Here is a 13476-nt window from a genome sequence, read left to right on the forward strand (position 1 = left end):
AACCAGAACCAGAACCAGAACCAGAACCAGAACCAGAACCAGAACCAGAACCAGAACCAGAACCAGAACCAGAACCAATCAAATGGTGACGTTGTTCATATATAATAGCAATCAATATATGTTTGCATAGCTGCTCGGCTGGGCACGTACAGGTGCATTGCTCGATGTCATCGGCTAGATGAACGATATGGTCATCGCTGAGTGTACATGTTACAGTTCCCTGCTCTGTCCACTCGTATTGTGCAGTTATGCCTTTGTCGATATCTTTGTTTGCCCGATTATAAAGCCCTTTGTTAGCATACCGGATCAGATAATCCTCTGTACAACCAGCGATAAAAGCGCTCAGACGTGTCGCAAAGGACTCCATTTTCACATCCACCTCCAGCGTCGATTACTCTGTCTGTCCAGCTGCGCGCAAAATATCATAGATCGTTTCACTGAACATACGTGCAGGCACGTCTTTTAAAAGCAGGCCGGTATCGTTGGAATAGTCTTTATACCATGTTCCTTTATCTGTGGTACGAATAAATCGTAGTGCTTCCAGCGTAATATCGTCCAGTTCTCCATAATAAGAAATGCTTGTACCGCTGAACTGCAATTCGGCAACGATACCATCATACTGCTTAAACAGCTCGTAATAAAAGCCGCCATCCTCTGCGCGCCCTTTATACCAGCCATAGCGCTCCAGCGCACTCGGGAAACCTGTAGGCGAGTATTCTTCCTGTGGCAATGCTGCCCATTCTCGCTGATTCTCTTCTTCGTCGCTTGGCTTATACATGCGGCGCTCTAACTGCTTGAACGGTTGTACAACCTCATAATCTTCCAGCTGCGTTTTCCAAGCAGTAATTTGCTCCGTCGACAGCTCTAGCGGATGCACCAGACTAATCTGCGCCCCATCCATGAATGCATATTCATCTTCATCAACGGTATTAAACGTTCCATCTTCCATGTAGCGGAATGTATCTGTAAGCTCACCATTTGCATATACACCCCATACCAGACCAATCGCAAACTGACGCATAATGATATTATCGACAAACAGCGTCTTCCACTCTGCTCCCGTCCACAATCTGCGTTTGGATAGCGACTCTTCCAAACGCTGCGATTGCAATGCGACCATCGTTTTCAAATCTTTTTTAAGCTGTGTGAAGGTAGCCTTTGCTGCTTTTGCCAGGCTAGCATCATCTTTTTGATTGGCAGCAGGCAGACTTTTCGCTGGTTTGCCTGTTTCATCATTAATGACTTGCAGTTGCAGATCCATCCCTACTTTTACGGTAAACGAACGCTCGCCATAGCTTAACTGCATTTCGCCCTTTTCATCCAGACCAAGCGTAGTCACAAGACGATCGGCAAGCTGCTCTGGCGTTAGGTTCATATTTTCCGCCGCAAGCTGAAGCGATTCAGTCGCCGCCGTTTTGACCTGACGGTTTTTGATCGTGCGGGACAGCTTATCGATAACCATTAAGGCAGCAGGATCATTTAAATAGGCGAGTACACGCACCGATTCTGCGGCAATCGCACCACGACTATTCTCCGTCCATTCCTTAATCTGACCACCTAGCAGATTAATGATGCGGCGGTCGCCGAACATGCTCGCCAGATAGAGCACCCATTTCTCCTTCGCTGATGCGCCTTGCTGTAACCATAGTTCTACCAGTGCGGCAGACAGATCTGCCAGCGATTGTGCTGACGCATACTGCTCCACCTCGCGCAGTCGTTCATTAGGCGAGCTATTATAATCAATCGATTGCAGCAATAGATAGCGCTTCAGATCGTCATTGTTCGCCAGCGTTTCACCGCTGGTAGAGCTCAGCTGAGGTAGCTGTTCCACTGGCAACCACTCGATCTGTTTCAACTTTTTGGCATCTGCACGTTCTGCCAGCGCAGCATGAGCGATTTCTGGACGTTGATCAGCTGTATGGATCAACACTTCCAGCAACGAACGGAAAGCGTCAGATTTTTCTTTTTTCAATAATTCTTCAAATAGAGGACGTGCATCCGGCAAGCTACGAATCGCATTCAGCACCATTTCTTTGATGCCTGCTTTCTTTTCCTGCGTATAAATAGCGGTATATAGCTCTGCATTAGCAAGACGGGCAAATTCCGTCCGGGCAAGGCTGCTGATGCGCTTAGAACTGTCGCCCATACCCAGACTGAGCACCTGAGCCAACCGCTTTGTGTCGAGCGACTCGTTCAACAATGTTTCGATAACGAGTGCACGTCCATCTACCATCAGCTTATTGTACTGCTTCAGCACCTGATCAACATCACCTCGAATCAACGCACGATATTCCAGCTCTGGAATCGAAATATAGTAATATTCCTGATGCCCTTGTAGCAGTAGCATTTCATTTAGCATATGCTCCGTATTGATCTCTGGATCATCCCCATACACTTCCAGCACCTGACTTCCTTTGAAAAAGGGAGAGCGGTACAGATTGGAGAGTACATTCATCGTGCCGAGATCCAGCTGTGCCACCAGCATGAGAAAACGACGCATGAACTCGGATTCTATCGGCAAATACGAAAGCACATACATCATTTTGAACAGCTTTGGGTCCGAGTTTTTACCCGACCAGATCGAATGCATTTGTTGATCACGACGCATACTGTCTACCCTAAATTCGCCGCGCAAGTACTTCGCCAGCTTATGAGCAGTACCATTGCTCTCATACTTGTCTTCCAGCACGTCCAACACATATTGTTCCAGCAATGCGTCATTGCGCTCTATCTCACCGCTATCCATTAATATTTTGACAATCAATACACGGATAAAAGAGCTTTTACTAATCTCATAAGCACGTTTAGCATGTTCAGGATGGGCTGCAATCGCAGATTGAATCGTTCCCCAGGCAACACTACGACCGAATTGCGAACGAATCAGCTCGATTAACCCAAATGGTTCATCCAATGGTAAAATGCCTTCTACAGCCGTATCCGCATTTCGGTTACTTGAATCTAGCTGTGTCAACGATTCCCGAATTTCTAATGGCAATGCTTCATGCAACGCTCGTAAGGTGTTCAATACAGCCGTTACTATACGATTATTCTGTTCCAACAGCTCTGTTTTACCGCCATATAATTTAAGCAAATAGAAAAAAGCGATATTGACATAAGCAAGCTCACGATAACGATCATCACGGCTAATACGCCCGGTCGCCTGGGCAAACGGCTGATCGGGAAAGGTTTTATTCCAGATTGCTTCACGCCTTGCAAGCAACCAGTCTTCTTTCAGGTCAAGCTCGCTGGCATTGTCCTTCGTTTGTGTCGTTGTTGGCAAAAGGAACTGCAAAATGTTACGGAGTTCATGTTCTAATGCATCCCCATCATGTTTTAGTAAGGCTTGCAGTAGTGGGGGGAGTGTATCTATTAATGTGTTTATGTAAACCGGATCATGCTTGCTGTAAAAGCGCATCATTAGCAGTAACTGTATGGAATGATCCAATCTTGCTGCTGTCTCGGATCGATGCTTGGGCTTCGCTCCAGATGGCTGTAGATAACTGCTAGATAGCAGTGCTTGAAATGCGCGATGTATAACGTCCTCACCGCTATAACGAGAGATCAGCCCTAGCACCTGTTCGGCATGCTGTTCATTTAATTCGGAAGAAGTGCGACTACTTAAAGTCATCTTTTCAATGCTAGATCCGAGCATCTGCTCCATCACATACCAGTTACCAAAATAATATTGCGTCCAATTGTTCGATACGTACAGGATAAGGGAAGCAGCGCGATAAAAAGCGTCTGTATGTTTCTTTTGAGCAAGCTTATCCAATGTATCCATCGTGCGATACGAACGGTCGTTAGAACCACGCAGCACATCAGGCAGTTGATCGGTCACACCTGTAATAAAATCAAGCACTTGCTTAGAACGGTCGGTCGTTTTGGAATATTCATCCGAGAAGTGGGTAGCAAAGCGTTCTAACAAAGGATCAATCGTTTGGCTAATAGACATTATAATTCCTCCTGTCGTTGCTAAAATAAGGGGCAAGCACAGTTAGCATCATTACATCGTATCGATATGGTATTTAAGTTAGGATAGCGATATCGCCCATACAGCTACACATGTAAACAGCTACTTATTCCGTTCAAGACAATTGTTCTCACTAACGAATAATCTCGCCAATCCAGTCCGCTAACCGATGAGGTGTAATCGCCGCTACATCGGCACCCATATCCGTCAGTCTGCGAGCAGCGTTACGATCATAGACCGCTGTACCTTCATAATTTAAAGCGGGCAATACGATCAGACGGCTTCCGGCATCAAGAATATCTTTGCATGCTGCATACATGCTCTGAATCGGATAGCCCTCTTCCAGATCACTCACGAGCACGACGATCGTTCGTGCCGGATGGTCGATCAATTTTTCGCTATAGCGCAGCGCTTTGGCGATATGGGTACCGCCGCCAAGCTGAACACTCATAAGCAGATCTACTGGATCTTCCAGGCGTCCGCTCAGATCGACCACCTCGGTATCAAACAAAATCAAATGCGTGCGCAGCGTCTCCAATCGGTAGAAAATACTCGCCATGACCGCGCTATAAATGACAGAATCAAGCATACTGCCGCTCTCATCGACTAGAATCACAATATTCCAACGATTATGCTGCTGTAGATTGCCGTCAAAATAAAGCTTGTCGATGACCAGCTTGCGCCGCTCACGGTCATAATTTTTCAGATTGCGCTGAATCGTTTTTTTGAAATTCAGATTGCGGATCGAGCGTGTCCGGCTCGCTGTGTAGCGATGACGCTTACCGATAACGCTAACTCGTACATCCTGCTCCAGCTGACGACGCAGTTGCTCCACCACCTGTCGCACAATCTCGCGTGCGCTACGCAGCACGTCGCCTTTCATCCGACCTTTGAATTGCATAATATTTTTGAGCAATGCCATATTCGGCTCCAGTGATTCCAGCACTTTTTTATCGAATAAAATCTGACTCAGTCCGTACCGATCGAGTGCCTGCTTTTCCAAAATTTCGACCGTTTCGGCTGGAAAAAGATGCCGTACACGATCCAACCAGCGAGGGACCGTTAATTGGGATGCACCGCGTCCACCGCCACTTCCCCGTTCTCGATAACCTTGATCTTCTCCATATTCACGGTCGTACAGATAACCAAGCACTTCATCCAGCTCCTGATATTGAAAATGATCGGCATCAGAACGACTTCCACCCGCCCCGCTTAACGATTGCTCTGCTGCTTCACCAAGCAATAACCGCCAGCGATTCAATGTTTGGCGATCATGCTGTGCATCCCCCTCCTGATGTGATCGGGTATCCTGCTGGTCAGCTTTATGCTCTACTCCATCATGCTGTTTATCCGTTTCATGATCTGCTTCATTATCCATCTTGTGCCTCCTTTCCCCCGGAATCGACTACTATCACGAATCGACTGTTCACGGATCGGCAGTTCATACAATGACTGTTCATGGATCGACTATTAATTGTTCGACGCACGTTCATTGTTCTCGATATCATGCTCATTATCGCATCTACATCAATCCCCAGCGTACTAGTTCTTGGCGAATCGCTTCATCTGTCGCTCGCGCATGCAGCAATACCGATTCATCAACGCCTTGCTCATCCAATACGTCCTGCGCGGAACCGAATAAATCGGCTGCGCGCGTTGCAATCGTCCTCGTCTCCGCTGGGGTGAAAAAAGTAAACGCCATTCGCAGCTCCGGAATCATACGCACAAAATCTTCATGCGACAAACGAGACAGCATACCATTCAGCTCACTCAACAACTCTCGATCATACAAAAAAGCGTCCCGTGCTGCGGCAAATACGCCTTGCAAATATGCTGCTGTATACGCCATCTGTTGCGGTGTTCCGCGCATATAGCCTTTTGCGCGCTCTGTAATTTCCGACATAGGCAGTATACCTGCTCGCGATAAAATAGCTACCGATACGCCTTCTAAGGCAGCTGGTAATCCAGTGCGCTCCAGCAATTCTTGCAACCGATCATATAACGGTTCCGTTGCAAAGCTGGCTGAGCCTGTCATCGCAAGCATATGCAACTGCTTCAGCGCCTGCACAACTCCTGCCTGATCATCTGGATGCACATGTTCCAGCGTGTCCATTGCAGCTACCGTATGTACATAAGCTTCTTCCAGTAGATCCGGTAAGCCTGCATCTCCATCTAAACCTAATAAACGTCGATGCTGGGTCATGCGTTCTAATAATACAAGCGCCCCTGCAAGCGACAAAAAGCTACCATCCTGACGCAGTGCATGCCGTGTATGCTGAATCAACTCGTCCGCACTGTGCTCTAAACCCATCAGCAATGCTCGTAATAACCAGCGAGCCGCCTCTCCGCTATGTTGCTCTGGTAACTCTGCCGCAATCTTTTCCAATCGTCTCGTCGCTGCCGCTACAATGGTACCGCCGTAGATCGAATTTTCAATCAGACGGGCTTCGGTAAACGAAGAATACGAGTAAGTCCACGTTTCACGCATCAGATTCATATCACGATAAGCGACCCAATCCGGGCCAGATTCAAACACGGCAAGTTCCGTCCCAAGAAAAGTCATACAATGAAACAAGCGGCTCATCTGCCGATGCTGTGGACGTGTATACAGATCAAGCATCTTCTTATGGCGTCCGGTAAATTGTAGTTTTAATTTACAAGCGTTTGCCTGCTGTTTAAAGTCCTCGACAATCGGTACAGCAAATGGATTGCTTGCCACCTCGCCGATTTGATTACCGGTTAACAGCTGTTGCAGTCGCTCCACCGGTTGCACCGATGTAAGCGTACTTTCTCCTTTGATAAAGCAGGATGTTACACCATCCAGCAGTTCATACACACTACCTTCTGATTTACCGCGAAGTACAGCCAGACCTTGCAACATGCTATATGCCTCAATCGCATCACTGGTCGATACTTCCGCTTCTGCACGGCGCAGCTCTCGCGTTAATACAGATAACAAGCGAATCGCTGCCTGCTGGCCAGGCTGCTGAATACCCTTTTGCATCATCGTCCAGACCTCGTCGTAATAAGCAACATATGGCATTCCGCTTGCATATCCATTAAGCCGATCCGCTTCTTCAAACGTGTACACCATCGGATAAATTTGCTCCTTGAGCGGCTTTTCTGCCTTGTTGCGCTGCATACCTTGCTTATGTGATGCTCCAGTAAATATCGCTTCGTTCGCCCACTCCTTTGATCCGGCTGCACTAGCTTTAGACAGGGTACTAGGTTCCTGCTGAAGCTCAAGCAAACCTAGTGTATGAAAGCCACCAGTAATCACAAGCACACGGCTATATTGCTGACGCGCCGCTTCGATATGCTTCAGCATATGACGCTCGCGCGCCAGCGTCCCATCCCGCTCCAGTTGCTCGGTCGTATAACAACGTCTGGACAGCGAGCAATACAAAAAGATTTCTTCGACATAGCGCTCTGTCACCGCATCCACAGCTCCTGCTTCAAACCAGCGATCCCATAATTCATCAAAGCTGCGACAATGAAGCGCAGCGCACAGCCGATTCATAAACGAAGAACCGGTTAACAGCGTCTCATCCTGATAAGAGCTTCCCTGTTCAGTTCCCTGTTCGTTCGGTTGATCCTCCTCTGATGATCGCTTCTTATGTACCGCTTGTGGGGCACGATAATTCAGATCGATAAACGATGCAGGTATGCCGCGCCTTACTGCTTCACAGATGGCAATATATTCTGGTGAATACGCAAGCAATGGAAAATAAAATGCACCTCGTTCTTCTCCCTGCTCATATGTATAGTATAAACTGACAGGTGTACGAGTCGCTGGATCAGCCAGTACAGAGAGGAGTGGATTCCCCGCTTCCGGGCCTTCAATCAAAATCACCTCTGGCTTATAATCGGCAATCGTGCGTAGCAGATGGTACGCACAGCCCGGACTATGGTGGCGAATCGGCATATACAGCACACCTGCATCTGCATTAAACACCTGTTGCCGAAACAACGCCTCCAAACGTTTTCGTTCATCCGCAGAAGTGAGATCATGATCGATCATGTCCTGTTTCGACTGTAGCTTGTCAGGGGCATCTTTCACCGATTCCAAACGATCATCCCGTACAGACTTATAGACCTGCTGAGATTGTAAGCCATCCATTCGCATTCACCTCCACCTTACGATCCATGATCATAATGTACATTTTTCCCACTACGATTGTATTTTCCGAAGACGTAGTTTCAGATATATAGCTGTCTGCTTATGATGATTAGATCATCCAATCATCTAATCAAACGATACATCGTTTATATATCTGTTCCATATGGATACATGAGATCCATTTCGATATATTCGATCCATATTTGATACATCAAATCCACTTTTTCGCTTCATAATAAGCAGCCCACATGGTATCCTGTCCGGCACGTTCCTTCACAACTCTGGAAAAATACGTTTTAAGTGCGCCCAGATCCTTTTCATCTTCTTTAGCTACTGTACCGAGCATATTTTGCACAAGCCGATCCATCGTTACTCCGCCATCCTCATAATAGTAAGAAGTCATAGCGCTCTGCACATAAACGGATACCGCTTCCGCTGTACTCATTACCGATTGTGGAATATCGATCTTATAACCTTCTTTTGTTTTACCTGTACGTAGCTCCATAAAAGTGGTTGCCAGTAACTCCACCACTTCACGTTCAATCGGAATATCGATACCGCTATGCAGTAGTAAATTATGCGCCTGTGCTGCGATAATCTGCGCTTCCATTTTCACATTGCCAATCGGCTTAATCGTCTCAAAGTTAAAGCGGCGCTTAAGCGCGCTACTCATCTCATTGACACCTTTATCCCGAATATTAGCTGTGCCGATCACATTAAAGCCCGGCTTCGCAAATAATACGCCGCCTTCCAGCTCGGGAATATTCATCACTTTATCACTTAACATACTAATCAGACTGTCCTGTGCTTCAGATGGACAGCGTGTAATTTCCTCAAATCGGGTGATGACACCATGTTTCATACCGTGATACAGGGGAGAGGGCACAAGCGCCTGTTCAGAAGGTCCTTTGTCCAGCAGTAATGCGTAATTCCACGAATACTTGATCATATCTTCGGTCGTCCCGGCTGTGCCTTGAATCGTATTCGTGCTTGTACCGGAAATTGCCGCTGACAATAGCTCACTTAACATCGTCTTCGCTGTACCGGGTTCACCGACCAGCATTAATCCGCGATTACCCGCCAGCGTAACAATCGCGCGTTCAATCAAAATATCGTTACCGTAAAACTTACGTGTGATCGGCACCTGCTCGCCATTCAGCAGCGCAGGTCGATCTCGTCCAATAATAAAATCTCGTATGTATGGGGGCGATAACTGCCAGTTCGGTGGACGCTTCCCCTTATCTTCCTGACGTAATGCGTGTAATTCCTGTTCATACAGCACCTCTGCCGGCGGCTTCATCATCTCGTTCATGATCACATTCCCCTCCAGTAACAAGATCATATGTTCCCTTTTTTGTTCTTATTTTATCATATCTAACATGGCAAAGCGAATAACCGTCCGCAGTCATGGCAAAAATAAGCCGAAAGACCTGAGCTATTTTTTTATTTTATGTTCCTATTAGCTGTTCACCTCTCATGATTCATTGCTCATGGCTTACTTCTAATGGTTTACTTTTTACTTTTTACTTCTTACCTGTCACTTCTACTTTTCCCCATTCATCCTCATTTCCTGCTTCATTAACCTCAGCGCTTACTATGACCCGTATCGACGATTTAGCTCGCCCGCTCCAAAATCAATTATTTGCACTACGCAACATACTTAACTCAAAAAGGCTATCGAGCGCTCCCGATAGCCTTTCCCATATTTACATCATTTTGTACTGTCTTTCCAAACGCTATATCATCCCGTTGATTCGGCACGCTCTGCTGTATGTCCAGCAAATCGTTTCTCCAAACCAGGCACATACATAACGAGAAACAGAGACCGCCCAACCGCAAACAGTAGAAAGCTTACCCACAACCCATGATTACCATACAACGGCACCAGAATCAGACAGGCTACGATATACAGCAGCAAAGCGAGCAGCATCGAGTTACGGACGGGCGCTGTTAACGTCATACCTGTAAATATTCCGTAAAATACTAGACCGAAACCGGCACAGATCGGAAATAGCAACAGCCACCCATTATAAGCAAGCGCCAGACGAATCACAGCCTCATTATCGCTAAATAAACGAACAAATAATTCACGGCCTGCACCATAAATGAGCGTAAGGAGCAGCGCTGTTAACAACGTCCATGTTCGAGCAAGTTGCACGCTCCGACGCAACAAACGTATATTTCCAGCCCCTTTGGCACGCCCCGCAAAAATCGAGCTTGCATTAGCAAAACCGTCATAGAAATAAGCCATCATATAATGAAGCTGAATCAAAATTGAATTGGCTGCCAGTAGCTCCGGTCCAAAAGCGGTACTTTGTGCAGTGAAAATATTAAACATCGCCAGCAAGCAGATCGTTCGCACAAGTAGATCGCGATTCGCGCGGAACATAGGCAGCAAACTGCTCCATGCAAATAACCCTTTCCAGCGTACAAATGCCAGCTGCATATATGGAGAACGCCATACAAACCATAATCCTACCAGCAACGCAATGCCTTCAGCAAATAACGTCGCCGCCGCTACCCCTGCTACGCCAAAATGTAAGCCCTGCGCAAACCAGATCGCCATTAGCATATTCAGCACATTCATCGAAATCTGTGTAATGAGTGTTTGACGAATATGCGCCATGCCCATCAACCAGCCGATTAACACATAGTTAAGTAGTGTAATCGGTGCGCCCCAGATACGAATGTGGAAATATACCCCTGCCCAGTGTGCCACATCAGCATCCGGACGCATTAACAGTAAAGCCCCTTTAAAGATCGGCACCTGCAATGCAATAAACATCAATCCAATGACGAGCGCAATCGCCAGCGGTCTTAGCAAATCATCTGCTCCTGCTCGAAGATCATCCTTGCCTCGTGCCTGTGCCGCAAACCCGGATGTACTCACACGCAAAAAGCCGAATAGCCAGTACATCGTATTAAAAATTAACGCCCCAATCGCAGTCCCACCTAGATAAGCAGGATCAAACAGATGTCCAACTACAGCGGTATCGACCAAACCGAGCAACGGTGTCGTAATGGTCGATACGATCAGCGGTAAGCTAAGCAGCAAATAATCACGATGTGACGGTAATTGGTGTGTAGTTATCATATCCAGCTCCTTTTTTTATATCTATGTAAACAAACAATCCATATCGAGTATACCTGATTCATTTTCATTCGACAAAAGTATATGTCATACTTTAAAAATTAGACATGGATATACAAAATGTTACAATTTGTTAACTAAAACTATACACTTTCTTTCCGCCACACCGAAATATAAACTAATCGTAAACTGCATTCCATAATAAATAGTTATAAAGTCTTGATTCTTATTAACTAGTGTCGTTTAATAATTATGGCTACATCTTCAATTATTTAGGATATTTTAGACATAACAACGAATGGATAACACCGATCTATATCCAGAAAGGAGTTTAATGATATTGCTTTTTTATTCTAAAACTGGAGTTGATCATCATTGAAAAATATATCCGTCCGAACAAAAATCGTAACCTTTATCGTTATCAATCTACTCATTATGGCAGTGTTAGGTGTCAACAGCTTTACTTCCACAAGTCGTATGGCTAATCTTGCCTCCGATATGTATACCAAGCATTTATCTTCGATCGTGCTGTTTGATCAAAACATTACTAATTATGGTCTAAATGAAGTTCGTCTTTTGCGGATGCTGGATGGTTCCTTTGATGAAGATCAGTCGGCGTTAATCCAGAGAATTAATTCAACTACTCAAAACACGGACCAAACATTCGCGATTCTGGACAGTATGTCTTTTGATGCAACCAATAAAGCTCTTTACGACATAGTAAAAGCAGAAGATGCGCGCTTTGATGCCGCTCAACAAGCTATAGTGGACGCAATCAACAACAATCAGATCGCAACCGCACGTCAAGCCTATGCTGAGCTGCGCAAAATTCGTATGGAACTGAGTACAACTACAGATAAACTTCGCCAAAATATGGTAAATGGAGCAAGTGAAAGCAAGGCAGATGCGGATGCTACCTTTGAACGTTCTCTGATTGTAGCAGGTATTATTGTGGCAGCAGGCATTATTCTCGCACTAATTATTGGAATCCGGATCATCCAATTGATCGCCAAGCCGCTTCGTCATATTCAGGAACTAATGGCGCGTGCTGCCGATCGAGACTTTACCGTGATGTCTACGTACCAGTCCAGAGACGAAATTGGTAAAGTATCCGCTGCATTTAATATATTAATGACTAACATTCGTAACTTGATCAAAAATATCGATGAAAGCGCAATGACATTATCTGCTTCCTCAGAAGAACTAACGGCTAGTGCCGATCAGACAGCACGTGCTTCTTCGCATATCGCTTCCTCATCCGGCGAGTTGTCTACTGGCTTTAATTCGCAAACAACTACCGTTATTCAGGTGAATGAAGCGATCACACAGATGGCTACCCGTATGAACAATATCGCTGGAGCGGCTTCCCGTGTAGAAAGATTGACCGATACGATGAAGCAGACTGCTGCTCATGGACAGCAGGAAGTTAGTGGGATTCAAACGCGTATTCAGCAGTTATCCAGCGATATTCATGATACACTGCACGTGCTGACCAATCTGAATGGCAAATCGGAACAGATTGGTCTCGCTTCCTCTACGATCCAACAAATCGCTCGCCAAACGAATTTACTTGCACTCAATGCCTCGATCGAAGCTGCACGTGCAGGCGAATCCGGTCGTGGTTTTGCCGTCGTGGCTGATGAAATCCGTAAACTTGCTGAAAGTGCGGCTGATGCTTCGACCATGATCAGCGGACTGGTGGAAGATGTACAGGTAGAAAGTAAGCAGGCGGTAGGGCAAATTCAGGAATCGGTAGAAAGTGTACAGGCAAGTGTCCACAGCAGTCAGCAGGTGAGCGAAGCATTCACAGCGATTGAACAATCGGTTCTGCATACCGCAGAGCAGGTAAATACAGCAGGCAAACTTATTCACGATACGAACTATCAATCCCAATCGATTGCCGAAGCGATGGAACATCTGAGTGCACTGTCCCAGCAGGGCGCTGCTGGTATTGAGGAGATGAATGCGGCGAGTGAGGAGCAACTGTCCACGATGGAGGATGTAGCTTCGTCTGCGCGTCATTTATCTACACTGGCTGAACAGCTGCAACAACTTGTAGCTAATTGTAAAATATAATAGTATGAACCCCTTCATGCAGACGATATTTTTTTCAATAACGATGCTTAAAGTTAAAAGCCTGCTTTTAACTTATTTACAAGTAAAAGCAAGCTTTATCTTTATATTATATTGAATATCCATTCAGCTTCGCTCGTATTTGTAGGCGTTTTATACGTGCCTTTGCATATTCATGTAAATGAATTTAGATAGAGATTAACGCAACTCCCCTATACTATT

The 13476-nt window shown here is 46.0% G+C and carries 7 protein-coding genes; 1 reads left to right on the forward strand and 6 read right to left on the reverse strand.

Annotation, left to right across the window (positions count from 1 at the left end):
* The 6 genes from AAHF22_RS00005 to AAHF22_RS00030 form a co-directional block, all read right to left on the reverse strand.
* Positions 1-367: SWIM zinc finger family protein (locus AAHF22_RS00005; protein WP_347323529.1), on the reverse strand; the 367-nt coding region annotated here is incomplete at its 3' end.
* 24 nt (positions 368-391) lie between these two features.
* Positions 392-3952 carry a DUF4132 domain-containing protein gene (locus tag AAHF22_RS00010; protein WP_347322920.1) on the reverse strand — a complete coding sequence of 1187 codons (3561 nt, stop codon included), beginning with the start codon at positions 3950-3952 and terminating at the stop codon, positions 392-394.
* A 151-nt stretch (positions 3953-4103) separates the two neighbouring features.
* On the reverse strand, positions 4104-5348 hold the full coding sequence (locus tag AAHF22_RS00015) for a VWA domain-containing protein (RefSeq protein ID WP_347322921.1): 1245 nt from the start codon (positions 5346-5348) through the stop codon (positions 4104-4106).
* 144 nt (positions 5349-5492) lie between these two features.
* A complete protein-coding gene (locus tag AAHF22_RS00020) occupies positions 5493-8090 on the reverse strand; it encodes a DUF5682 family protein (protein ID WP_347322922.1) in 2598 nt (865 codons plus the stop codon).
* Between the two features lie 211 nt (positions 8091-8301).
* Entirely contained in the window at positions 8302-9402 is a 1101-nt protein-coding gene (locus tag AAHF22_RS00025) for an ATP-binding protein (RefSeq protein ID WP_347322923.1), read from the reverse strand.
* A 429-nt stretch (positions 9403-9831) separates the two neighbouring features.
* Positions 9832-11184 carry an MATE family efflux transporter gene (locus tag AAHF22_RS00030; RefSeq protein WP_347322924.1) on the reverse strand — a complete coding sequence of 451 codons (1353 nt, stop codon included), beginning with the start codon at positions 11182-11184 and terminating at the stop codon, positions 9832-9834.
* Between the two features lie 372 nt (positions 11185-11556).
* On the opposite strand from AAHF22_RS00030, the gene AAHF22_RS00035 reads away from it, so the two are divergent.
* Positions 11557-13257: a methyl-accepting chemotaxis protein gene (locus AAHF22_RS00035; RefSeq protein ID WP_347322925.1), complete on the forward strand. Its 1701-nt coding sequence runs from the start codon at positions 11557-11559 to the stop codon at positions 13255-13257.
* The last annotated feature ends 219 nt before the right edge of the window (positions 13258-13476 follow it).

The organism is Paenibacillus wenxiniae, from assembly GCF_039822605.1.
GTDB classification, from domain to species: Bacteria; Bacillota; Bacilli; order Paenibacillales; family Paenibacillaceae; genus Saccharibacillus; species Saccharibacillus wenxiniae.